Origin of the sequence: Robinsoniella sp. KNHs210, assembly GCF_000686105.1 — a bacterium.
In the GTDB taxonomy this organism is placed as follows: domain Bacteria; phylum Bacillota; class Clostridia; order Lachnospirales; family Lachnospiraceae; genus Robinsoniella; species Robinsoniella peoriensis.
Window position 1 is genome coordinate 678,794 of the sequence record NZ_JMLZ01000002.1, and the last position, 24,104, is coordinate 702,897.

The following is a 24,104-nucleotide window of genomic DNA, read 5'->3' on the forward strand; positions in this document are numbered from 1 at the left end:
AAGAGGTGAGAATAAAATGCATGACGAAAGAAAAAAGGTCGTTAAAAAGATACTAACGGCAGCTGGAGTTGTAGTCGGTACCTGTGCGATATCTGCAGGATCATTTTTTCTGGTAGATTCCGGACTGGCATTTTTAAATACAAAAATTGAAAAAAGTGATGTTACCGAAAAATCATCAGAGATTCAGCAAACCAATAGTGATAAGGAAACAGAGCTTATCGCCAAGAGCAAAGATTCTTTTATTGTACCGGAAGAAAAAACAGGTACAGAAAAAGAGACTGATAAGAAAACAGATGGGGAAAAGACCGGAGGGGAAAATTCCGGTACTGGAAGTGAAAATACCGGAAGTTCTGATAATGGTGACAGCAGCTCATCGGGTAATGGATCCAACGGTTCGGGTTACAATGGAACTTCGGATTATAATGGAAATTCTGATTCTAACGGAGGAACAGACAGAAGCGGGAATTCACAGAATGGTAATTGGGAAACTCCTCCTGCCAGTACGCCGCAGACGGAGGCTCCACAGACAAATCCACCGCAGACAGATCCACCGCAGACAGAAGCTCCGCAGACAAATCCACCACAAACGGATGCACCGCAAACGGATCCGCCGCAGACAGATCCGCCACAGACAGAAGCGCCGCCTGCAGCCTGGGATGATACCTATTTCTTCCCGGATACGGCAACCAGATATATTACAGAAAATGAATTATACAATATGACTGACAGGGAAATTGCAATAGCCAGAAATGAGATATTTGCACGCCATGGACGTAAATTTACCAAACAGGAATGGACTGATTACTTTAATACGAAAACCTGGTATGTTCCAACTTATGATCCGGAAACTTTTGACTCTATGGACTTACTGAATGATTTTGAAAAGAAAAATCTGAAAGTAATTCTTGCCTATGAAGAAAAGAGATAGAGGAGGAAAAGTAATGGACAAGCAGCAGCAGTACAAATGGCGGAAGCATCGGAAGAATAAAAGAATACTTACGGCATGGTTAGTATGTGCCGGCGTTCTGTCAGCGGCAGCAGCATTTGTATATCAGGGAACCTATGATAGCAATCCGCAGAAAAGTGCAGAGCGTTACATTAAAAATGAAAAGAATATTGAAACTTATACCGTACAGTCCGGGGAACGTAATCTAAGTGAAGAGGGTAAAATTGTACAGACTTTTACCTTCACCTATACTCCGAAAGACAGTAAAGACCCCATAACAGAAACAGTAGATCTTATACGTCAGGATAAAAAAAGATACGGTATGTTTGAACGCTGGGTATGTAATGACCATGTTGACGAGGCAAAGAATGTAAAGATTACAGTACCTGTGGATTCTAAAGTTATGTTGGATCAAAAGACGCTGGACAGTAGTCTGGTTATAGAAGATGAGAAAATGACAGCGGGAGCTAAATCATATGTGTTACCATACCTTGAAAAAAAGGAATACCAATTAAAGGTAACAGGACTGCCATTTGAGATCTATGAGACGAAATGGAAGCCGGACCAGGATGCAAGTACCATAGATGTCAGAGGTGAATGTAAGCTTAGTGAAAATGCAAAGACTCAGATGCAGGAGCTGGGGAAGCAGGCGCTGAAAGAATTTTTTTCAGCGGCAGTTCAAAAGCAGACGGTTCAGGCTCTCGGCAGCACCTTTGATAAAGTGCAGGATAAAGAGACTTTACTGAAGACAGTTACCGGAAATCTGTTTTCGGATCCGGGTCTTGTGATTAAGCATCTGGAATTCAGCGGGTTTAACAGTACTTACGGTGAGCCATATTATCCGGAGGCTAAGGATGAAAGTTATATTGGAATTGAAGTTAAGACAAAATATAATTGTAAATATACCGGTAACCGTATTACGGAAGGTGAAGATGGGGACACTGAAACAGAAGAGTCCCAGTCTTATGCCAAAGAGGTAAAATTCTATTTTATTTATCAAGGTGGAAAGTGCTATTTGAAATCAATGGAGATTCCTAATTTATTTTAAAACACGCTTTGGGCTGGTATTTTAAATATTTTCAACTTCTGTTTTATATCCATAAAAAGGAAAAACAGAACCTGGAAATGATAAAATACTAGCCCTTATGTAATGAACTGAAAAATGTGAAATTATATGAGAATTATTAACAGTCTCTGGAGAAAGGAACGAAAAATGCATAGAAATTTAGTGAAATGTATGGGAGCAGCGATGGCTATTGTGTTATTGACAACCGGTTGTACGTTTTCTGGTAACGGTGAAAATACGAATAAAGGAGAGACTGTAACGGAAACTGTAACGGAAACTATAACGGAATCTTTGAGTGGCAGTATGACCGCAAAGGAGACAGGAACGGAAAATGAAAATCAGACGAATTCAAATCAGAAAAAGTCAGAGAAAGAGTCTGAAAATCAGGCAGTAACGGAACTAAAGGAGTCAGAAAGTACGGAAAAGAACGATAGTAATGCCAATATTAAGGAAACCGAAGAGTCAAAGGCTCAGGGACCGATTGTTGCTGTAGATGCAGGACATCAGGGACCGGGACAGGATATGAGCAGGACGGAAGCAAACGGTCCTGGCTCTGAGGTGATGAAAGCACGTCTTGCTACCGGTACCACAGGAAGTGTATCCGGCCTGGATGAATATGAATTGAATCTGGACGTATCTTTGAAACTTCAGACTGAGCTGGAAAAACGCGGTTATCAGGTGGTAATGACAAGGACAACCCATGAAGTGGATCTGGGAAATATTGACAGGGCAACGATTGCCAATGAGGCGGGAGCGGATATTCTGGTGCGTATTCATGCAAATGGATCTGAGGACAGCAGTGTTGCCGGTGCACTTACCATGGCGCCCACACAGTCAAATCCTTATGTGGGAAGTATATCAGAAGAATGTATGCGTTTGTCCCAATGTCTGATTGACCGCTATTGTGAAGCCACCGGGCTGATTAACCGGGGCATTCTGGCAGAAGATGAGATGACGGGCATTAACTGGAGCCAGGTACCGGTTACGATACTGGAAATGGGATTTATGACAAATCCGGGAGATGATGCGTATATGGCAGACGCTGCTAACCAGGACGTTATGGTACAGGGGATTGCCAATGGCATTGATGATTATTTTGGAAGATAGGGCGAGTTTAAAACAGGCTCCAGAGTATCAGCACACACACTGGAGTAACAAAGGAAACTGCAATAAGCCGGAGGTGTATGTATGATATTTGAAAATGTTACCGGAGTTCTTATTCCGATTTTGATTCATTTTTTGGCGTCCGCAGGCGTGGTGACTGTGTTTGGCAGCAGATTTGATTCAGCACTGCTGACAACGCTGTCGGCGCTGATTGTTCTTCCGGTGGTTTGTTTCCTATATTGGAAGGATGGACAGCTTTATGGACGGAATAAGGATAATCCGGATCACAAGCCAGTATGGACTTATCTGCTGATTATTCTGATGGCAGTATTCAGCAATCAGATCTTATCCTATCTGATTAACCTGATACAGGTGGATAGAGTATTCTCTAATGCAGCTCAGGAGGCATTGTTTGGAAGCGGTCTTTGGATACAGATCATTGGTGTCGGGATTCTGGTGCCCATTATGGAAGAGTACCTGTTTCGAGGGTTGGTGTATAAGCGTTTAAAACGGTTTGTCAGATCCCAAAAAATGGCAGTATTTCTGGGAGCCTTTATATTCGCGATTTATCATGGGAATATGATTCAGTTTTTGTTTGCTCTGCCCATGGCACTTCTGCTGATATGGGTTTATGAAAAATGGGGAACCATTAAGGCACCAATTGTCTTTCATATTGCGGTTAATTTATCCTCCGTGTTATTCAGCGCATTCCTGTAAATTGGGGGGGCGCTGAGAAAGATGCCATGGTCCGTCCCCTTCTCTTTTCGAACACTATCTCCAGCTTCAAGGCGTCCCCTTTCATAGCTAAACCCAACTTGATGAAATTGTTCGCGGTAGTATTAGTCTTCAAAAACATCCTTACAATATATATAAAATTAAGACAATATAGTTCTTGCGGGAATTTAAAGTCAGATTTCAAAAAAATATTTGGTAAAAATCTTTAATGATACCCTGCCTAATGTTTTTGGGGGAGCAGCAAAAATAAAGTATTAGCAAAAATAATCTGATAATAATGACTGGGTTTATGAAAAAGACGAATAATCTGACAATAACGCAAAAATTAATGGTTTACAGATGAAAAAAATAGGTGTATATTATGTTCAGAGAAAAACGAGAGAAAGGAACGATAATATGACGACACAAAATCGAATATTGCGATCCGGGTGTAACGGGCTGTACAGACAGACGTTTGAACACGATAACTGCGGCATAGGCGCCGTTGTGAATATCAAAGGTGTGAAGACCCATGAGACCGTAGAGAATGCATTAAAGATTGTAGAAAATTTAGAACATAGAGCTGGCAAAGATGCCGAAGGAAAAACAGGTGACGGTGTAGGAATCCTATTACAGATTTCTCACAAATTCTTTTCGAAAACCTGCAAATCCCTCGGCATCTTTTTAGGTTCTGAGAGAGAATATGGAATTGGAATGTTTTTCTTTCCACAAGATGAATTAAAGAGAAATCAGGCAAAAAAGATGTTTGAAATCATTGTGGAAAAGGAGGGACTGGAACTTCTGGGATGGAGGGCGGTACCTACTGTTCCGGAGGTATTGGGACACAAAGCATTGGAATGTATGCCCTGTATTATGCAGGCATTTATCAAAAAACCAAATGACGTAAAGAAAGGTCTGGACTTTGACAGAAGGCTTTATGTAGCGCGCCGTGTATTTGAACAGAGTAATGATAATACCTATGTGGTATCTCTTTCCAGCAGGACCATCGTGTATAAAGGGATGTTTCTGGTTGGCCAGCTTCGTACTTTCTTTGCAGATCTTCAGTCCCCGGACTATGAATCTGCGATTGCTACCGTACACTCCAGATTCAGTACGAACACCAATCCCAGCTGGCAAAGAGCGCATCCGAACCGTTTCATTGTGCATAATGGTGAAATTAATACGATCAGAGGTAATGCGGATAAGATGCTGGCAAGAGAAGAGACAATGGTATCCCCGCATTTACAGGATGAATTACATAAGGTTCTTCCTGTTGTAAATACACAGGGGTCTGATTCGGCGATGCTGGATAATACGCTGGAATTCCTGGTTATGAGCGGTATGGATCTGCCGCTGGCTGTTATGATTATGATCCCGGAACCCTGGGATAATAACCGGAACATGACACAGTCTAAGAAGGATTTCTATCAGTACTATGCTACTATGATGGAACCCTGGGACGGGCCGGCATCTATTCTTTTCAGTGATGGGGATATTATGGGGGCAGTGCTTGACCGCAATGGATTACGGCCTTCCCGTTATTATATTACGGATGATGGATATATGATCTTATCTTCCGAAGTTGGCGTTCTGAACATTGACCCCGCAAAAATTGTATTAAAAGAACGACTGCATCCGGGAAAAATGCTTCTGGTTGATACCGTAAAAGGTGAAGTGGTGGATGATGATACCTTAAAAGAACGCTATGCAAAAAGCCAGCCCTATGGCGAATGGATTGACAGTTATCTGGTACAGCTGCGTGACCTGAAGATACCAAATACAAAGGCACATGAGTACCAGGCGGAAGAATTGGCAAGACTGCAAAAAGCATTTGGCTATACCTATGAGGAATACCGCACTTCCATCTGTAACATGGCTTTAAATGGTGCAGAAGGAATCGGAGCCATGGGCGTGGATACACCGATTGCTGTTCTATCAGAAGAGCACCAGCCATTATTTAACTATTTTAAACAGCTGTTTGCCCAGGTAACCAATCCTCCCATTGATGCAATACGCGAGGAAGTCGTAACATCTACTACGGTTTATGTGGGGAAGGATGGAAATCTGTTAAAAGAGCAGGCGGTGAACTGCCAGGTGCTCAAAGTCCAAAACCCGATTTTAACCAATACGGATATGATGAAAATTAAAAACATGAAGGTAGAAGGCTTTCAGGCAGCGGAAGTACCTATCACATATTATAAAAGCACCAGTATTGTCAGAGCAATTGAGCGGCTGTTTGTGGAAGTGGATAAGGCCCATCGGGACGGTGCAAATATTCTGGTTCTGTCTGACCGGGGAGTAGATGAAAATCATGTTCCCATACCTTCGCTGCTTGCGGTATCCGCGGTGCACCAGCATTTGGTGAAGACGAAAAAAAGAACCTCACTTGCGATTGTTCTGGAATCGGGAGAGCCAAGAGAAGTACATCACTTTGCAACACTGCTGGGATATGGAGCCTGTGCAATTAATCCTTACCTGGCACAGGAAACGATCCGCCAGCTGATTGACTGCCAGATGCTTGACAAAGATTATTATGCGGCGGTAGATGATTACAACAATGCTGTACTGCATGGTATTGTGAAGATTGCTTCTAAAATGGGTATTTCCACAATTCAATCCTATCAGGGGTCACAGATTTTTGAAGCAGTGGGAATTGACCCGGATGTAGTGGAAAAATATTTTACCAATACGGTCAGCAGGATCGGCGGGATTACCCTGGAGGATATTGCCAAAGATATGGATGAGCTGCATTCGGCTGCATTTGATCCGCTGGGACTTGGAGTGGACCTGACACTGGACAGCATTGGAAGACATAAATTGAGAAGCCAGGGAGAAGAGCACCGTTACAATCCCAGAACGATCCATCTCCTTCAGGAATCCACAAAACTGGGCAGCTACGAATTATTTAAACAGTATACACAGATGGTGGATCAGGAAGAATCGGGCTATCTGAGGAGTCTTTTAGATTTTAAATATCCGGAAAATGGCATACCCCTTGAAGAGGTAGAAAGTGTGGATTCCATTGTTCAGAGATTCAAGACCGGAGCCATGTCATACGGATCTATTTCTCAGGAAGCACATGAGACACTGGCGATTGCCATGAACCGTCTGCATGGAAAATCCAACAGCGGTGAAGGCGGTGAGAGCGACGAACGTTTGAAAATGGGGAAAGACGGCATGAACCGTTGTTCCGCGATTAAGCAGGTTGCCAGCGGTAGATTTGGAGTCACCAGCAAATACCTGGTAAGTGCAAAAGAAATTCAGATTAAAATGGCTCAGGGAGCAAAACCGGGAGAAGGAGGACATTTACCGGGACAGAAGGTCTACCCATGGGTTGCTAAGACCAGACATTCCACACCGGGTGTCAGCCTGATATCGCCGCCCCCTCATCATGATATCTATTCCATCGAAGATCTGGCACAGCTGATCTACGACTGTAAAAATGCAAATAAAGAAGCCAGAATTTCGGTAAAACTGGTAGCGGAAGCAGGGGTAGGTACCGTTGCGGCAGGTGTGGCAAAAGCAGGTGCCCAGGTAATTCTGATCTCCGGGTATGATGGAGGTACCGGTGCTGCACCCAGAAGTTCTATTCACAATGCCGGACTGCCTTGGGAATTAGGTCTTGCTGAGACTCATCAGACATTGATTATGAACGGCTTGCGTAATAAAGTAGTGATCGAAACAGACGGTAAACTCATGAGCGGAAGAGATGTGGCAATTGCGGCACTCTTAGGTGCGGAAGAATATGGATTTGCTACAGCACCGCTGGTAACCATGGGATGCGTCATGATGCGGGTATGTAATCTGGATACCTGCCCGGTAGGAGTGGCAACCCAGAATCCAGAGCTTCGTAAGCGTTTCCGCGGAAAACCGGAATATGTCATGAATTTTATGAAATTTATTGCGGAGGAACTACGGGAGTATATGGCGAAACTGGGTGTTCGTACTATAGATGAACTGGTAGGAAGATCAGATTTGTTAAAACGAAAAGCAGACATCGCTAATAAAAAAGCTTCCAAAGTGGATTTAAGCGCAATTATCAATAACCCCTTTGTAAAAGAGGGAATGAAAGTGACCTTTGACCCGGCTCAGGTTTACAATTTTGAACTGGAGAAAACAGCGGATGAGAAAATTCTGGTAAAAAAATTAAAAGGAGCGCTTTCGAATAAGCAGAAGAGAAGCATTGAAGTAGATGTAATCAATACAGACCGCTCTTTTGGTACAATATTTGGTTCTGAAATCACGAAAATGTATCCGGAAGGACTGGAGGAAGACACCTACACCGTGAAATGTAATGGAGCAGGGGGACAGAGCTTTGGGGCATTTATACCAAAGGGGCTTACCCTGGAACTGGTAGGTGACAGTAACGATTATTTTGGCAAAGGGCTGTCCGGCGGCAAGTTGATTGTATATCCTCCTAAGAGTGCGAAGTTTAAACAGGACGAAAATATTATTATTGGAAATGTTGCCCTCTATGGAGCAACCAGTGGAAAAGCATATATTAATGGTGTGGCAGGAGAACGTTTCTGTGTGCGTAATTCTGGGGCGAATGCGGTAGTAGAAGGTGTTGGCGATCATGGATGTGAATACATGACAGGAGGCCGTGTTGTAATTCTTGGCAATACCGGTAAGAACTTTGCAGCAGGCATGAGCGGCGGTATTGCCTATGTACTGGATGAAAACAGCGATTTATATAGGAAGCTGAACAAGGAGATGGTTTCCATTGATAAGATTACTTCCAAATATGATGTCCTGGAACTGAAAGAGATGATCAAAGATCATACCGCCTACACCAATTCCGAAAAAGGAAAAGAAATCCTGGAACATTTTGAGGATTACCTGCCAAAATTTAAGAAGATCATTCCCAATGACTACAATCGGATGTTGATGAAGATTGTGCAGATGGAAGAAAAAGGGTTAAGCAGCGAGCAGGCACAGATTGAAGCATTTTACGCAAATACGAGAGGATAGGAGGGCAAAGGAATGGGAAAACCAACAGGATTTTTAGATTTTAAAAGAGAGACCAGCGAGACGGTACGACCAAAGGTCCGGATTAAGAATTTTAATGAATTCCACGTTCCCTTATCCAGGGAAAAGCAGAGGCTTCAGGGCGCCAGATGTATGGCATGCGGTGTTCCGTTCTGTCAGTCCGGCATGATGATCGGAGGGATGGCATCGGGGTGTCCACTGCAGAACCTGATTCCGGAATGGAATGATCTGGTATATACCGGAAGCTGGGAACAGGCATATCACAGACTGGCGAAAACGAATTGTTTTCCGGAATTTACGGCAAGGGTATGTCCGGCACTATGTGAAGCGGCATGTACCTGCAACTTAAATGGAGAGCCTGTGGCTACGAAAGAAAATGAGTGGGCAATCATTGAAAATGCATTTGAGATGGGCCTGGTGGTTCCAAATCCGCCCAAAGTCAGAACCGGAAAAAAAGTGGCAGTAGTGGGAAGTGGACCTGCCGGACTTGCAGCAGCAGTACAGCTGAACAAAAGGGGGCATAAGGTTACCGTATTTGAAAGAAATGACCGCATCGGAGGACTTCTTCGATATGGCATACCGAATATGAAACTGGATAAGTCGATAATAGACAGAAGGATTGCTATCATGGAGGCAGAAGGAATCGAGTTTGCTGCCAATACCAATATTGGTGAAGACATCAAGGCGAATGCTCTGCTAAAAGATTATGATCGTGTAATTCTGGCATGCGGGGCATCCAATCCCAGGGATATCAACGTCCCTGGAAGAGATTCCAAAGGAATTTATTTTGCAGTCGATTTCTTGAAGGCCACAACGAAGAGTCTGCTGGATTCAAATTTTGCGGATCAGAACTTTGTTTCTGCAAAAGGAAAGAAAGTGATGGTAATCGGCGGTGGTGACACTGGCAATGATTGTGTAGGTACGGCAATACGACTGGGGGCTGCATCCGTAATCCAGCTTGAAATGATGCCTAAGGCGCCGGATACACGGACTGCTGATAATCCATGGCCCGAATGGCCAAAGATCTGCAAAACAGATTACGGGCAGGAAGAAGCAATCGAAGTGTATGGGCATGATCCCCGGGTGTATCAGACTACCGTTACGGAATTCGCTGCCAATAAAAAAGGCGAAGTATGCCAGGCGAAGATCGTAAAATTAGAAAGTAAAAAAGATGAAAAAACCGGACGCATGATGATGGTGCCGGTTGAGGGAACCCAGGAAACAGTAAATGTGGATTTAGTTTTCATTGCTGCCGGATTCTTAGGTGCACAGAAATATGTTACTGATGCATTCAAGGTGGAATTAGACGGACGTACAAATGTGGCAACGCAGCCAGAGCAGTATCAGACCTCCGTAAAGCATGTATTTACGGCTGGGGATATGCACAGAGGGCAGTCTCTGGTAGTCTGGGCAATCCGGGAAGGCAGGGAAGCAGCAAGAGCAGTGGATGAATCATTGATGGGGTATACGAATTTGTAATTTTATAGATTCCTGAATATAAGCAGGCAGGAGGCATGATAGAGAAGAGCTGCTTAAAGATGGATATACGAGCCTGATTTGTTATGGGATTGCTTTTTATAAGAATAATTGTAAGATTTTGAAAGCAGAAAAAGAAATAGTTTATAGAAAATGAAATAACTGGATAAATAATATTAAAAAAAGCCATGAAGGATGATGCGATGTTATCTCAAAATCCTTCATGGCTTTTTTAAATTTACACCCAATAGATAAATATCTACTGAACAACAGCAGTTTTCTTTATTTTACGAAGCATTCCCGTTACAATTACCATTACAATCGGAAATACCATGGCAAACAGCAGCCCGCTCTTTAAGCTGTCATTAGCCAGATTGGATACAACACCTACCAGACCCGGACCTGCCGCACAGCCGATATCTCCGCCAAGTGCCAGAAGTGCAAATAAAGCAGTTCCGCCCTGAGGGCAGTACTGGCAGGAAAGACTGAATGTTCCGGGCCACATGATACCTACCGACAATCCGCATAATCCGCAGCCAACCAGAGACAGCAATGGGTAGGGTGACAGCGTGGCAAGCAGATAACTGATAATGCACAGGAACCCGCTGGCTATAATAAACTTTTTAAGCTTGATTTTTGCACCAAATTTTCCGTAGAAAACACGGGAAACACCCATTAATACGGCGAAAGCGCAGGGACCCAGCAGATCACCCAGGGTCTTGGATACTTTAAGCCCTGATTCTGCAAACAGAGAAGCCCACTGTGACATCGCCTGTTCCGATGCACCAGAGCAGATCATCAGTATCAGAAACATCCAGAAGATCTTCATGGAGAAAAGCTTGCGGATGGGCAGTGACTCTGCTTCGGCTTCTACGGTATGTAATGGCACTTTGCTGAAGAAAAATGCATTGAAAAATGGGATGATCGCCCAGAATATCGTCAACAGATACCATTTGCTGATACCCACTGTTACAAAATACAAAGTGGATATAATAACAACACTTACATGTCCCCAGCAATAAAAGGAATGCAGCAGGCTCATAGCGGATGCCTTCTCGTCACCCGGCAGAGATTCTACAATCGGGCTGATTAGTACTTCGATCAGTCCGCCGCCGATGGCATTAATTAATACAGCTACAATCAATCCAGCATAGGCATTTGAAAAGAGAAAAGGAAAAACGCCCATACCGACAAGTCCGATCGTACAGCAGACATGTGCGGCAACAGTACAGATACGATAACCGATTTTGTCAACATATTTGGCAGCCAGAATATCCACAAACATCTGCATAGCAAAATTGATGGAAATCAAAAGACCGATTTTCTCCAGTGATATGGAGAACTGCGACTGGAACGTGACAAATAAAAGCGGTGCCAGGTTGTTGACGATGGCCTGCGTAATATATCCGAGATAACAGGCATTTCGTGTGTGTTTAAAATGAAGTGACATGACTTCCTCCCCAAGTAGTATAAAATTTTTGCTCTTTATCGTGGCAATGTGATAGCATTATATCATTGGAATTGGAAAAAGGGAATCTTTATTTATAAAAAAATGAGGAAAGTTTTCAGGCATTAACTACTACTACCTTTACGCCGTTGTTCTGCAGAGTTTCCATAAATTCTTCCTGGATGCCGGAGTCTGTAATGAGTGTATAGCCTTCCTTTAGCTGGGTGAGCTGTACGAAACTCTTTTTGCCAAACTTTGTAGAATCGGCAACCACTACAATGTGCCTGGAAGATTCCAGTACGGCAGTAAAAGTACCGGCTTCAATGTAATTATAGTTATATATGATTCCGTTTTCATCAATGGTGGCGGCACCGATAAAAGCATAGTCAAAAGAAAAACTGCGTATCATATTTTCAGCCACATGCCCAACTGCATTAAGGGAGGGCAGTATCAGCTGGCCTCCGATTGAAATCACCGTATAATCCGGGTGATTTGCCAATACCTGGGAGACACTGACATTATCGGTTACCAAAGTGGCGGATCCCATTGTGTAGTTCATCTGCAGGGCCATACAGTAAAGTGTGGTGCCGGATGCAATATAGACAGAGTTACAGCCCTGGCCAAGACTGGCGTTGCCCAGATATTCCGATGCGGCATTTCCAAGTGCCATTTTCAGGTCGTGATGGTTGTTCAGCCTGGTCTGGAAAGGAGCATCACTAAATAGGGCAGCAGATGCCTGAACCAGGGTAGCGCCTCCATGATGGCGGATTACTCTTTTGTCATCTTCCAGTGCCTGTAGATCTCTTCGGATTGTCATATCTGAAACGTGAAATTCCGTACACAGTTCTAATACGCTGGCAGTTCCATCGTGAAGACGCATGTATTCCATGATCTGGTCTGTTCGTTTATTTTTCATAGGGGGTTTACGTTCCTCTCTTTTTATTTCCCAAAACAATATTTTCAAACATTTGAAGACATTATAATATGATACAGAAGAAAATACAAGAGTATTCCATGAAAACATGTTTGAATTCGAAAATAATCAAACAAAAATATGCTAAAACAGCAGATATTATACGTTTAATAACGAAAAACAAACAAAAACATGTTTGAATATGAAAAGTAAATAACAGAAATAAAACAAAATGTGCTTGACAAATAGACCTGGCTGTGATTATATTATGATATAAACATAACGAACATAAATCAGACATTTATTAAACATGAATTTTAGCAGAGATTCCCATAAAAATGATAAAATACTGTAAGAAGCGGAATCCGGTTGGCACGCGCAAAAAAGGCGCAGAATAGGAGGATATTATGCCATTAGTTACAAGTAAGCAGATGCTGTTAGATGCTCAGGCTGGGAGATATGCAGTTGGGGCATTCAATGCGGAGAATATGGAAATGGTTCAGGCAATTATCGCAGCCGCAGAGGAATTAAAGGCACCGGTAATGATTCAGACAACACCATCTACTGTTAAATACGCAAGCCTTGATTTATATCTTGCTAATGTAACGGCAATTGCAAAAAAGGCAAGTGTTCCTGTATGTATGCACCTGGATCATGGGAGCAGTTTTGAACTGGCGATGCAGGCACTGCGCACCGGATATACATCCATTATGATCGACGGATCACACAGCGTTTTTGAAGAGAATATAGCCCTTAGCAAACGTGTGGTTGATGCCTGTGCACCTTCGGATGTGCCGGTTGAAGCAGAGCTTGGAAAAGTTGGCGGTAAGGAAGATGATCTGGATGGCGGAGCCGGCGGCTATACCGTACCGGAAGAAGCAAAAGAATTTGTAGAAAAAACAGGTGTCGGATCTCTGGCTGTTGCAATCGGTACTGCTCACGGAGTTTACTCCGGAGTTCCAAAACTGGATTTGGACCGCTTAAGTGAAATCCGGAAGCTGGTGTCTATACCGCTGGTACTCCACGGTGCATCCGGATTATCCGATGAAGCGGTGCAGGAAAGTATCAAGCGCGGTATCTGTAAAGTGAATTTTGCAACGGAACTTCGTATTGCATATACAGACGGAGTGAAAAAAGTACTGGCAGATGCGCCAGATACCTTTGATCCGAAAAAATATGGTGCTGCAGGACGTGAAAATGTAAAACAACTTGTAATGAACCGCATCAGAGTATGTCAGAGCGACGGAAAAGCCAAGTAAGCCGGAATTCATAAGATGGCTGAAAGAAATATAAAGAGAGAGGAAATGCCACAGATTATTTTCAGCCTGTTTAAAAGTGGCAGTGTCACAAGTATACCCCAAATGCAAAAATGAAAACTTACATAACGCAAAAGGAGTTTTTTGCTTGTGATACACAGTGGATTTGAATCATGAAAGCAGGAGTAGTATATGCAAAAAATGATATTCGTTATGATGATATCGAGAAGCCGTCAGCAGGACCGGGAAAAGTTCTGATAAAAGTAAAATATACCGGTATCTGCGGTTCTGATGTACCGCGGGTAAACGCAGATGCATGTCATTTCTTCCCAAACGTATTGGGACATGAATTTTCCGGAACAATTGAAGAAATAGGTGACGGAGTCACTTCTTTAAAACCGGGAGACCGGGTGGCAGGAGTTCCGCTGGTTCCCTGCATGAAGTGTGAAGACTGTCAGAAGGGAAATTATTCACTTTGTAAACACTATAGTTTTATCGGTTCAAGAGAATATGGCAGCTTTGCACAGTATGTGGTAGTACCGGAGAAAAATGCAGTAAAATTTGAAGATGAAGTAAGCTTTGAGCAGGGGGCATTTTTTGAACCGGCAACAGTAGCTCTTCACGGGCTGCAGCGATGTGATTATACAGGCGGTAAAACAGTTGCGATTCTGGGCGGTGGAACAATCGGGATGCTGACGATGCAGTGGGCAAAGATATTTGGCGCCGCAAAAGTAGTGGTTTTTGATATCGCAAAAGAACGTTTGGATCTGGGAATGCGTTTAGGTGCAGACGCAGTTATCAATACACTGGAAGAAGATTACATCGAACAGGCAATGTCATTAACGGATGGCAAGGGATATGACTATGTCTATGAAACAGCCGGGAATACCATTACCATGAAAATGGCATTCCAGCTGGCAGCAAACAAAGCAGAGGTCTGCTTCATAGGTACACCCACCAGAGAATTATCTTTTACAGTCAGCGAATGGGAAAATATGAACCGCAAAGAATTTAAGCTTACCGGCTCCTGGATGTCTTACAGTGCACCATTCCCCGGCAAAGAATGGGAACTGACCGCACATTATTTCAAAACAGGACAGTTGAAATTCGATGATTCTTTTATCTATAAAAAACTGGGACTCAGCCAGATAGCAGATGGGTTTGAGATGTTTAAAACACCCGGTGCGGTTAAAGGTAAGATTTTGATTGACAGTGAATCCTAAAGGGTGTTTCAAAATTGCTTTCTGGCAGCTGTGCGTCACACTTTGTGGGAGATTTGTCCCGCATTCAGGGTGCGTAGCGGGCTATGTAACCTGAATTTGGGGCAAACATGCCGTAACGTGTGACGTGCAGATGGCGGGAATGAATTTTCATACACGCTCGAGTACATAACATTTATATTTAACAGAAGGGCTGTGGCTATATGCACAGCCTTTCTTATAGGAAAAATTCAAAAGTGAGACTTTTACGGCATATACACGGAATGGGAGGAAAATATGATCACAACAGTGACACTCAATGTAGCAGTTGATAAAGCTTATGTAGTAGATGAACTGATTAAGGGAGAAGTTATGCGTGTTAAAACCTGCTCCAATACAGCAGGGGGGAAAGGGCTGAATGTAGCCAAAGTAGCAAGGCTTTGTAAAGAAGAGGTGCTGGCAACCGGTTTTGTAGGAGGCCACAATGGTGCTTATGTGGAAGAACTGCTGGAGGGATACAAGGTAAAGAGCCAGTTTGTGCATGTAAAAGGGGAAACCAGAAGCTGCATTAATGTTCTGGCTGCTGACGGAAGTTCTACAGAATTTTTGGAGCCGGGAGAGCCCATTGAGCCTTCAGAAGTGGATGATTTTCTCCTTCAATTTGAGGAAATCGCTAAGAAAAGCGATGTTGTTACGATATCAGGAAGTGTGCCCAGGGGGGTAGATATTAGTATTTATGGAAAACTGATTGATTTGGTAAAGACAGCAGGACATAAAGTAATTCTCGACACAAGCGGAAAGTTGTTAGAAGAAAGTGTAAAGGCATGTCCGACTATGATCAAGCCAAATGATGATGAAATTGAAGCATTGTTAGGTGTTCCGGTTACAAACAGGGAAGAGATTATTGCAGGTGCAATAAAGCTTCGGGAAATGGGAATTCCAATGGTAGTAGTTTCTCTTGGCAGTGAGGGGGCATTATTGGTAACAGAAGAAGGTGTTTATCAGGGGAAACCGCCAAAGCTTGAAGTTGTAAATACGGTAGGATGTGGTGATTCTATGACAGCAGCATTTGCCGTAGGATTATACAGAGGTTATGATTCAGAAGAAATGCTCAGATATGCAGTGGCAGTATCTGCTGCAAATGCTTTAACCATGAAGACAGGAAGCTTTTTGGAAAAAGATTTGCAGGATATACTGCCACGGGTAGAAGTGAAAAAATTATGATAAAATAAAAATATTTTAAAAAAACTGTAATGCATGGATCATGCCTGCGGTTCCGATGCTGTAAGCAGCAATGACCCATGGTTTTCCAAGAAGTATAATTGTTGTAAATTTCTTCCAGTGCATACGTGTGAGTCCTGCGATAAAACACAGCAGGTCGTCGGGAGCAGCCGGGAGGAAAATTGCAAGCATGAAAAAGATGTCAAATTTCTTTCCTTTTTCCAGCCAGGATGCATATTTATCATAAGTTTTTTCATTTACAAATTTTTTGACAAAATCAATTCCGTATCTGCGGGCAATGATAAATGCAAGAATGGAACCGATACACATGCCAATGTAGCTATAAACAAATCCCATAACGGGTCCGAATACCAGTGCGCCCACAATACAGGTTACAAATCCTGGAAGTACCGGTATTACTACCTGTAATGCCTGTATAAACATAAATACAAGGGGACCCCAAAGTCCAAGAGCTTTGATAAAAGCAATCAGAGATTCTTTTGATTCAAAAATGCCTGCGCGGTACCCATACACTGCAAAAATGATACACAAGACGATCGTTAGCACGGTAATCATATTTGTTATAAGGGGAATGTGATTCTTTAATTTTTCAGCCATAGCGGATCTCCTTGTTTCGTTTTTCTTTATTTTTAATATTAGCTTTTGTTTTTTTAAGACAGAATATGTGAATGTTATTTATTAAATATAGAATATATCATAAATGTTAAGAAACTCTGGATGTAATTCTTAAAAAATTCTGACAAAGTTGTAAAGAATCTAATAAGTTTCTTTGGAGAGCGAAATGTTCTAAGAATGGAACTAATTCCATTGCATCAAAAGTGAAAAAAAGGCAAAACCCCTCTGAACAGTAAAAATACTGGACGGAGGGGTTTTGCCTTATATAGGAAAATGATTTATTGACAGCAACCAGAATTAATAAGAAAAAAAGATAAGTAGAAAGTATAAATTTCCTATTGACATTTTTTACGTTTCTACCTATAATGCAATTAAAGGTATCGTAATTCAAAACATAGTTTCATAATATAAAACTATACATAAAGCCAGATTATATAAATAGGAGGAATAAAATCATGAATGAAATTTTAAAAGAGATTTCCAGGATGGGAATTGTACCGGTTATTGCATTAGATGACGCAAAAGATGCAAAACCACTTGCACAGGCACTTTGCGAAGGAGGGCTTCCATGTGCGGAGGTCACATTCCGTACGGCAGCAGCAGAGGAGTCTATCCGCATTATGGCGCAGGAATTTCCGGAAATGTTAGTAGGAGCAGGAACGGTTCTGACAACGGAACAGGTAGACCGGGCTGTGGCAGCAGGTGCAAAATTCATCGTAAGCCCGGGACTGAATCCAAAGGTTGTAAAATATTGTGTAGATAAAAACATTCCGATAACACCGGGAACGTCCAGCCCTACAGATATTGAGCAGGCTATTGAATTAGGATTAGAAGTAGTGAAATTTTTCCCGGCTGAGGCTTCTGGCGGACTTGCTAAGATAAAAGCCATGGCAGCACCTTATGTAAATATGAAGTTTATGCCTACCGGTGGAATTAATGCAAAAAATCTGATTGATTACTTAAACTTTCCGAAAATTATTGCCTGCGGCGGCAGCTGGATGGTAAGCAAAGATATGATTACAGCAGGGGAATTTGACAAAATCAGAGAGATGACCAAAGAAGCAGTGACTGCAATGCTTGGATTCGAACTGGCTCATGTTGGAATTAATGCAGCAGATAGTGATGAGGCTTCCAGTACAGCGGCATCCTTTGAAAAGATCTTTGGATTTACACAGAAACCGGGTAAGTCTTCTGTCTTTGCCGGAAGTGCTGTGGAAGTAATGCTGACACCTTATCTTGGAAGCAACGGCCACATCGCAATTAAGACCAATTATATAGACAGGGCAGTTTACCATTTAGGAAAACAGGGTGTCTCATTTAATGAAGAGTCAGCAAAATACGATGAAAAAGGAAATCTGAAGGCAATTTATTTAGAAGGTGAAATTGGCGGATTTGCAGTACATTTAGTACAGAAATAATCTGCTGATATATTTGATGCTTGATGATACAGATCACTTAATAAGTGACAATTATAGTGTGGGTTTTTCAACACAGATTTTTAATATAAGAGATTGAGTTAACGGAGGATATTAGGATATGAGCAAGAAAGTAATCACATTCGGAGAGATTATGTTAAGACTGGCACCGGAAGGATATTATCGCTTTGTGCAGGCAGAAAATTATGGAGCAACTTACGGCGGAGGTGAAGCTAACGTTGCAGTTTCTCTTGCCAATTATGGTTTGGATGCTGCTTTTGTAACAAAGCTTCCGAAACATGAAATTGGTCAGGCAGGAGTAAATTCACTTCGCAGATTTGGCGTTGATACTTCTTATATCACAAGAGGCGGAGACAGAGTAGGAATTTATTTCTTAGAAAAAGGTGCAAGTCAGAGACCAAGTAAAGTTATTTATGACCGTGCGGGTTCTTCTATCGCAGCAGCAACTACTGCAGATTTTGACTGGGATCAGATCTTTGAAGGGGCTGAGTGGTTCCATTTTACCGGTATCACTCCTGCATTGGGAGACAATGTAACGGAAATTTGTCTGGAAGCCTGCAAAAAAGCGAAAGAAAAAGGTATCACCGTAAGTTGTGATTTGAATTACCGCAATAAACTCTGGTCTAAGGAAAAAGCAGGCCAGGTAATGGGTGAGCTTTGTAAATATGTGGATGTATGTATTGCGAATGAAGAAGATGCCAGTGATGTATTCGGTATTAAAGCAGCTAATACAGATGTAACTTCCGGAAAAGTAAATCATGAAGGTTATAAAGATGTTGCAAAACAGCTGGCCAAAAGATTTGGCTTCTCAAAAGTAGCAATTACCCTTAGGGGATCTATCTCCGCAAATGACAATAACTGGGCAGCTATGCTCTATGACGGAACAGACTTCTACTTCAGTAAAAGCTATCTGATGCATATCGTAGACCGTGTAGGCGGCGGTGATTCCTTCGGCGGCGGATTAATTTACGCATGCTTAAATGATTTTGCACCACAGCAGACGATTGAATTCGCAGTTGCAGCAAGCTGTCTGAAACATAGTATAGAAGGTGACTTCAATCAGGTATCCGTAGACGAAGTTATGAAACTTGCAGGCGGAGACGGATCAGGACGTGTGCAGAGATAGTAAATGCAGATAAAGCAGTGGTTTGAAATATGTGACACTGTGCATGATGCTATGATGAAATAAGCTATGAAAACATCATCTGTGCATTTGGCAGATTAAGGTGTATAAATAGATAAATCCTAAAATGTAAAATGAAAGAATAAGCATATAATTATTTGCCGATTATATGCTTATTCTTTTTTCTTTTTATTTTAAATACTTTCCACTTCCTGTCTGTTCGCAAACAGCGTACAGCCCCCTTGATGAATGCCTGCTTTTTCTTCAATAGCCCTTACCTTTTCAAAGAAATCTGACTGAAGTACTTCTACAAGAGAAGACTGGGTCAGGTTTAATTTAGAATAGGGAGAGAAAGGACATGGCTCTGCACCGCCTGTGGGATTAATATGGAAAAAGCCCCGTCCTGCAGCAAGACAACCGCCCATGGATGCTTCATCGCCGGGAAATGACAAGATAATCATTTTCTGACAGTCAGATTTTAAAGCATTCACGCTTGTATTTAATAATTCAAGGTCGGTATCTGATAAAATCAGTGATTCTGTTCCTTTTTCTACCGGTACAAATTCTACATAAAAGATGATACCGCAGCCTTGGTTCTGAAGATCGTCAACAAATTGTCTGCTGGTTACGAACTCCACGTTGTTGTGTGTAACAGTGATTGAGGTACCATACAATATATGGTGTTTCTTAAGTGCGGACATAACCTGACAGAGTTTTTCCGCAATTCCGGCGCCTCTCCTCAGATCGGTGTCAGCAGTGGTTCCCTCAATGCTGAGTACCGGGATCAGATTGCGGGACTTATGGAAAAGTTCTATGTATTGTTCGTCTATCAGCGTACCATTTGTAAAAACTGGAAATATAATGTCGGGATAATTACTTGCTAATGTGAGGATGTCTTTTCGAAGCATAGGTTCTCCTCCGGCGAGCAGTATAAATGATATTCCCAAATTATTTGCCTGGTCAAATATATTTTCCCAGTGGTGAGTGTTCATTTCAGAGCGCTGTTCATGATCACTGCACGCTCCCTCTGCTCTTGCATAGCATCCGGCACAGTGGAGGTTGCAGCGGGATGCGATACTTGCAATCAGAAAAGGAGGTACGTGGATGCCTTTATTTTCGTGATCTGCTCTTATTTTTGCATTTTTTGTAAGCTGAGGTGTAAAATCCATTATAAAACGGCGGTTTTTCTTATCGGTTAAATAAAATTTCGCTGCAGTGCGGGCAATAGACAGGATGCCTGTATTCATAAACAAACTGATATCCATAACGGTTCCTTTCAATGTGGGGTGCAATAGAGAAGTTCAAACTGGTCGATATGCTTCTCTAATAATTGCAATGCTTCGTCTTCTAGTTCGGGATGATTATCATACTGGCTTATAAGTAAAAAGATAGGTGAATAAAAATTGAGAGCCAGCATCTTGGGATCTAAATCTTTAAAATAGTTTTGTTTGATCATCTCAGCAAATAATTGTGTTTGAAAATCCAGGGGCAAGCGGAAGAAAAACATATGAAAAGTCTCACCTGCTTTGGTACTTTTAAATTGTTCAATGGTTAACATTCTGCGGAATTTAGAAGCTTCCTCAGATTTCAACCAGAATAAAAACATGGACTTCGTCATCTCCTTTAAGGGATTCAGCCCATTATTAATATAGGCGCCTGCCACCTCGGACAAATCGCCCTCAGGAATATTAAATTCCTGTGCTACAATTGCGTACTGGCCTTCGATCCGCTTGATAATCGTATCAAAGATATCCTGCTTATTCTTAAAGTGCCTGTAAATGGCACTTTCACGAATCCCAACAGCTCCGGAAATTTCCCTTACGGATACACCATCATATCCATTATCAGAAAACAGGCGAAGAGCTTCTTTCAGGATCAGTTCTTTTGTGTTACGTTTTGGCATGATACTCCTTTCTATACAAAAAAAGTTAACGGATGTTCACATAATGGTATTATAGTTAACGAGCGTTCACATGTCAATATTAAAGTTAAAAAATATTTGGGTTTAGCTGAGGAAGGGGACGCTTTGTAGTTGGAGATAGTATTCGAAAAGAAAAGGGGGCGGACCATGGCAGGCATTTGGATGGCTTACCGCAGAACTGGCATTTTCTAACCTTGCCGGAGCGCTTTTTGGCGGCACGCGGGCATTCGCTGTGAAATCCTGATGCATTTCGCAGCTCAGTACCCGCTTAGTATCCGATGGGAGCCAGTCGAATACTATCCACCAAAAAACACTCCGGCAAGGTAAGTAAATGCTCAGATCTGCTATACGCCATCCAAATGCCTGCCATGGTCCGCCCCCTTCTCTTTCCGCGCACTACCTTTATCTACAAAGCGTCCCTTAATCAGCTAAACCCAAAAAAGTATTGACGTCCCCCGCTTTCTATGATATATTACAACTAATTTAGAGCAGTAACACTATTTCTACTGCATCTTAGAAAGAACGAGGTATCTGTAAGAATATGATTATTTGAGGACTGGATGAAACTTATGAAAAGTAAATGGATAATGAAGGCTAAGGAAAAATTAGTCTTATTTATTGAGTTTACTCTGTTCAGTCTGAATCTATGCTTACGGATCATTTATGATAATATTGAACAAGTTACAAAGCGAGACCGTTACTCTGGAAGTTGGATAAGAGTATGCGGCAGTTTGTATTACAGGTTCATTTTGCCTGCTTGTTTTCGTACGCTGATTTCCCTGCTGAACAGAGTGTTTAGGAGGGATTTTTTTGTTATTAAAAGTTAAGAATTTAAAAAAAGGCTATGGGATTCAGGACTTGTTCTGCATAGACCGGCTTACGATTGAAGAAGGAGACCGCATTGGACTGGTGGGTTTAAACGGCGCAGGAAAAAGTACGTTACTGCATATCCTGTATGGAAGTGAACATGCAGATGAAGGAGAGATTAACAGATACTGTGAAATTGCTATGATTGAACAGTGTCAGGAAGAGACGGAAGATCAGCAGAACCAGGATGTCAGCCCCCAGCTGCTCAGCCATATGCAGATTAAAGGTTCTGCCTGCAAAAGCGGCGGGGAGAAAACAAGACAGGCCATTGCGGCGGCCCTATCACAGGGGAGCAGGCTTCTGTTCGCTGATGAACCGACAACCAATCTGGACGTGAAAGGAATTGAAACGCTGGAGAAAATGCTCATGGGTTACCGGGGTGCCTTTGTATTAATTTCCCATGACCGGTATCTGCTGGACAAAGTGTGTACCTCTATCTGGGAGATTGAGGAGGGTAAACTTCGTGTGTTCCCCGGGCGCTATTCCCAGTGGAAGGAACAGAAAGAACGGGAACGGGAATTTGCAATGTTCGAATTTGAGCAGTACCAGCAGGAGCGTAAAAGGATTACGATTGCCATGAATCAGGTGAAGAATGAAGCATCCCAGATGTTAAAACCACCAAAGCAGATGGGGCACAGTGAGTGGATGCTGTATAAGGGTGTGGCAAGAGAACAGCAGAAAAATGTTCAGAGCAGAGGCAAAGCCATGGAAAAACGCCTGGAAAAGCTGGAAGTCAAAGAAAAACCAAAGGAATTGGCACCGGTTGTCATGAGACTGGGCATGGATAATCCACTGTCCGGGAAGACGGCAGTCAGGATACAGGGGCTGACGGTTCAGTATGGCAAGAAGTTGGTTTTGAATGAAGCAGATCTGACATTGAAAGCGAATAAATGTACCGTTATGATGGGGGAAAATGGAACCGGAAAGTCTACACTGATTAAAAAGATTATGGAACATCATCCTTCTGTGTATGTGAATCCGGATGTTAAAATAGGTTATTTTTCACAGGAGCACGAAACACTGGATGTGAATAAAACTGTTTTGGAAAATGTAAGGGCTGATTCTAATTTAAAAGAGCATGTGATTCGCTGTATTCTGGCAAATCTCTATCTCACCGAACAGCATATTCATAAACCGGTTTCCGTATTATCCGGTGGTGAACGGGCGAAAGTAATGCTGGCAAGGCTGATGGCATCGGATGTAAATGTATTAATCCTGGATGAACCTACGAACCATATTGATATGTATACTGCGGAAGCGCTGGAAGGACTGCTGGATAAGTGGGAGGGTACGATGCTGATCGTCACTCATGACAGAAGTCTGGCAAAAAATGCGGCGGACCGTTTGGTATTTCTGGAAGATGGAAAATTAGAAACATTCGAGGGAAACTGGGAAGCGTATGAGCAGGAAAAAGAACGTGCATCCAAACGGGGAGATGTGCTGCAATTGGATAAGATGCTGCTCAGTATGAAGATGGCAGAACTGAGTATGCGCCTGAGCAAGCCTAAAAAAGGCGATAATGTGCTGAAAATAAAAGAAGAGCTGGATCAGGTAACGGAAGCCTATTATCAGGTAAACCCATGAGATATAAAAAAGACTGCTGTCAGAGGCGGTAAAAAATAGCATGAAATTATAGGAAGTAAATGAAAAACTGTATGGCATTTGTGGAAGATGGATTATTTCCGGCTTCTGCATCTGTACATACAGTTTTTTATTGAAAAAATCTATGGAATTTATACATTTTATATGGAATGTGAGATGGGTATTTGACAGGTATTATGGTATAGTGA

General features: G+C 42.3%; 19 protein-coding genes and 1 pseudogene. 14 read left to right on the top strand and 6 right to left on the bottom strand.

Features of this window, described 5'->3' with window-relative positions; all coding sequences use genetic code 11:
- Window positions 1–16: 16 nt before the first annotated feature.
- The 6 genes from CD03_RS0109825 to CD03_RS0109855 all read left to right on the top strand — a co-directional run bounded on the left by CD03_RS0109825 (window position 17) and on the right by CD03_RS0109855 (window position 10,298).
- Window positions 17–928, top strand: a complete 912-nt coding sequence (locus tag CD03_RS0109825) for a YARHG domain-containing protein (RefSeq protein ID WP_027293478.1) — start codon at window positions 17–19, stop codon at window positions 926–928.
- Window positions 929–941: 13 nt separating this feature from the next.
- On the top strand, window positions 942–1,994 hold the full coding sequence (locus CD03_RS0109830; protein WP_027293479.1) for a hypothetical protein: 1,053 nt from the start codon (window positions 942–944) through the stop codon (window positions 1,992–1,994).
- A gap of 165 nt (window positions 1,995–2,159) precedes the next feature.
- Entirely contained in the window at window positions 2,160–3,119 is a 960-nt protein-coding gene (locus tag CD03_RS0109835) for an N-acetylmuramoyl-L-alanine amidase family protein (RefSeq protein ID WP_027293480.1), read from the top strand.
- An 81-nt stretch (window positions 3,120–3,200) separates the two neighbouring features.
- Entirely contained in the window at window positions 3,201–3,833 is a 633-nt protein-coding gene (locus tag CD03_RS0109845; RefSeq protein WP_027293481.1) for a CPBP family intramembrane glutamic endopeptidase, read from the top strand.
- A gap of 414 nt (window positions 3,834–4,247) precedes the next feature.
- A complete protein-coding gene (gene gltB / locus CD03_RS0109850) occupies window positions 4,248–8,801 on the top strand; it encodes a glutamate synthase large subunit (protein ID WP_044289278.1) in 4,554 nt (1,517 codons plus the stop codon).
- A 12-nt stretch (window positions 8,802–8,813) separates the two neighbouring features.
- Window positions 8,814–10,298 carry a glutamate synthase subunit beta gene (locus CD03_RS0109855; RefSeq protein ID WP_027293483.1) on the top strand — a complete coding sequence of 495 codons (1,485 nt, stop codon included), beginning with the start codon at window positions 8,814–8,816 and terminating at the stop codon, window positions 10,296–10,298.
- A gap of 256 nt (window positions 10,299–10,554) precedes the next feature.
- Here CD03_RS0109855 and CD03_RS0109860 read toward each other — a convergent pair whose 3' ends face one another.
- Both CD03_RS0109860 and CD03_RS0109865 read right to left on the bottom strand, forming a co-directional pair.
- Window positions 10,555–11,745 (bottom strand): MFS transporter, encoded by a 1,191-nt coding sequence (locus tag CD03_RS0109860; protein WP_027293484.1) that lies wholly within the window; start codon window positions 11,743–11,745, stop codon window positions 10,555–10,557.
- 115 nt (window positions 11,746–11,860) lie between these two features.
- Window positions 11,861–12,658, bottom strand: coding sequence for a DeoR/GlpR family DNA-binding transcription regulator (locus tag CD03_RS0109865; RefSeq protein ID WP_027293485.1), 798 nt, complete (start codon window positions 12,656–12,658; stop codon window positions 11,861–11,863).
- 404 nt (window positions 12,659–13,062) lie between these two features.
- On the opposite strand from CD03_RS0109865, the gene fba reads away from it, so the two are divergent.
- The 3 genes from fba to CD03_RS39895 all read left to right on the top strand — a co-directional run bounded on the left by fba (window position 13,063) and on the right by CD03_RS39895 (window position 15,228).
- A complete protein-coding gene (gene fba / locus CD03_RS0109870) occupies window positions 13,063–13,914 on the top strand; it encodes a class II fructose-1,6-bisphosphate aldolase (RefSeq protein WP_027293486.1) in 852 nt (283 codons plus the stop codon).
- A gap of 170 nt (window positions 13,915–14,084) precedes the next feature.
- The gene (locus CD03_RS0109875; RefSeq protein ID WP_027293487.1) at window positions 14,085–15,134 is read left to right on the top strand and encodes a galactitol-1-phosphate 5-dehydrogenase; all 1,050 of its coding nucleotides are present in this window, start codon (window positions 14,085–14,087) and stop codon (window positions 15,132–15,134) included.
- 28 nt (window positions 15,135–15,162) lie between these two features.
- Complete coding sequence (locus tag CD03_RS39895; protein ID WP_442969735.1) at window positions 15,163–15,228, top strand: DUF6783 domain-containing protein; 66 nt, start codon at window positions 15,163–15,165, stop codon at window positions 15,226–15,228.
- Here the strand turns inward: CD03_RS39895 and CD03_RS39900 are convergent.
- Window positions 15,199–15,273: pseudogene (locus tag CD03_RS39900) on the bottom strand (hypothetical protein); the annotation flags it as partial. The gene CD03_RS39895 and the pseudogene CD03_RS39900 sit on opposite strands and share 30 nt — an antisense overlap.
- Between CD03_RS39900 and CD03_RS39905 the strand changes: the two are divergent.
- The gene (locus CD03_RS39905) at window positions 15,259–15,303 is read left to right on the top strand and encodes a hypothetical protein (protein ID WP_442969736.1); all 45 of its coding nucleotides are present in this window, start codon (window positions 15,259–15,261) and stop codon (window positions 15,301–15,303) included. The pseudogene CD03_RS39900 and the gene CD03_RS39905 sit on opposite strands and share 15 nt — an antisense overlap.
- Window positions 15,304–15,407: 104 nt before the next feature.
- Entirely contained in the window at window positions 15,408–16,334 is a 927-nt protein-coding gene (gene pfkB / locus CD03_RS0109880) for a 1-phosphofructokinase (protein ID WP_027293488.1), read from the top strand.
- A 15-nt stretch (window positions 16,335–16,349) separates the two neighbouring features.
- Here pfkB and CD03_RS0109885 read toward each other — a convergent pair whose 3' ends face one another.
- Window positions 16,350–16,949, bottom strand: a complete 600-nt coding sequence (locus CD03_RS0109885; RefSeq protein ID WP_027293489.1) for a TVP38/TMEM64 family protein — start codon at window positions 16,947–16,949, stop codon at window positions 16,350–16,352.
- 473 nt (window positions 16,950–17,422) lie between these two features.
- On the opposite strand from CD03_RS0109885, the gene eda reads away from it, so the two are divergent.
- Window positions 17,423–18,385 (top strand): bifunctional 4-hydroxy-2-oxoglutarate aldolase/2-dehydro-3-deoxy-phosphogluconate aldolase, encoded by a 963-nt coding sequence (gene eda / locus CD03_RS0109890; protein ID WP_027293490.1) that lies wholly within the window; start codon window positions 17,423–17,425, stop codon window positions 18,383–18,385.
- Between the two features lie 118 nt (window positions 18,386–18,503).
- Window positions 18,504–19,529: a sugar kinase gene (locus tag CD03_RS0109895; protein WP_027293491.1), complete on the top strand. Its 1,026-nt coding sequence runs from the start codon at window positions 18,504–18,506 to the stop codon at window positions 19,527–19,529.
- 191 nt (window positions 19,530–19,720) lie between these two features.
- On the opposite strand, the gene CD03_RS0109900 is transcribed toward CD03_RS0109895, so the two are convergent.
- On the bottom strand, window positions 19,721–20,791 hold the full coding sequence (locus CD03_RS0109900) for a radical SAM/SPASM domain-containing protein (protein ID WP_027293492.1): 1,071 nt from the start codon (window positions 20,789–20,791) through the stop codon (window positions 19,721–19,723).
- A gap of 11 nt (window positions 20,792–20,802) precedes the next feature.
- Entirely contained in the window at window positions 20,803–21,429 is a 627-nt protein-coding gene (locus CD03_RS0109905; RefSeq protein ID WP_027293493.1) for a TetR/AcrR family transcriptional regulator, read from the bottom strand.
- Window positions 21,430–22,257: 828 nt separating this feature from the next.
- On the opposite strand from CD03_RS0109905, the gene abc-f reads away from it, so the two are divergent.
- A complete protein-coding gene (gene abc-f / locus CD03_RS0109915) occupies window positions 22,258–23,898 on the top strand; it encodes a ribosomal protection-like ABC-F family protein (protein WP_027293495.1) in 1,641 nt (546 codons plus the stop codon).
- Window positions 23,899–24,104 lie beyond the last annotated feature (206 nt).

Excerpts from the sequence above, each read along its gene's own strand:
- CD03_RS0109825 (WP_027293478.1), top strand. The coding sequence starts at position 17 with ATGCATGACGAAAGAAAAAAGGTCGTTAAAAAGATACTAACGGCAGCT.
- CD03_RS0109830 (WP_027293479.1), top strand. The coding sequence starts at position 942 with ATGGACAAGCAGCAGCAGTACAAATGGCGGAAGCATCGGAAGAATAAA.
- CD03_RS0109835 (WP_027293480.1), top strand. The coding sequence starts at position 2,160 with ATGCATAGAAATTTAGTGAAATGTATGGGAGCAGCGATGGCTATTGTG.
- CD03_RS0109845 (WP_027293481.1), top strand. The coding sequence starts at position 3,201 with ATGATATTTGAAAATGTTACCGGAGTTCTTATTCCGATTTTGATTCAT.
- gltB (WP_044289278.1), top strand. The coding sequence starts at position 4,248 with ATGACGACACAAAATCGAATATTGCGATCCGGGTGTAACGGGCTGTAC.
- CD03_RS0109855 (WP_027293483.1), top strand. The coding sequence starts at position 8,814 with ATGGGAAAACCAACAGGATTTTTAGATTTTAAAAGAGAGACCAGCGAG.
- CD03_RS0109860 (WP_027293484.1), bottom strand. The coding sequence starts at position 11,745 with ATGTCACTTCATTTTAAACACACACGAAATGCCTGTTATCTCGGATAT.
- CD03_RS0109865 (WP_027293485.1), bottom strand. The coding sequence starts at position 12,658 with ATGAAAAATAAACGAACAGACCAGATCATGGAATACATGCGTCTTCAC.
- fba (WP_027293486.1), top strand. The coding sequence starts at position 13,063 with ATGCCATTAGTTACAAGTAAGCAGATGCTGTTAGATGCTCAGGCTGGG.
- CD03_RS0109875 (WP_027293487.1), top strand. The coding sequence starts at position 14,085 with ATGAAAGCAGGAGTAGTATATGCAAAAAATGATATTCGTTATGATGAT.
- pfkB (WP_027293488.1), top strand. The coding sequence starts at position 15,408 with ATGATCACAACAGTGACACTCAATGTAGCAGTTGATAAAGCTTATGTA.
- CD03_RS0109885 (WP_027293489.1), bottom strand. The coding sequence starts at position 16,949 with ATGGCTGAAAAATTAAAGAATCACATTCCCCTTATAACAAATATGATT.
- eda (WP_027293490.1), top strand. The coding sequence starts at position 17,423 with ATGAATGAAATTTTAAAAGAGATTTCCAGGATGGGAATTGTACCGGTT.
- CD03_RS0109895 (WP_027293491.1), top strand. The coding sequence starts at position 18,504 with ATGAGCAAGAAAGTAATCACATTCGGAGAGATTATGTTAAGACTGGCA.
- CD03_RS0109900 (WP_027293492.1), bottom strand. The coding sequence starts at position 20,791 with ATGGATATCAGTTTGTTTATGAATACAGGCATCCTGTCTATTGCCCGC.
- CD03_RS0109905 (WP_027293493.1), bottom strand. The coding sequence starts at position 21,429 with ATGCCAAAACGTAACACAAAAGAACTGATCCTGAAAGAAGCTCTTCGC.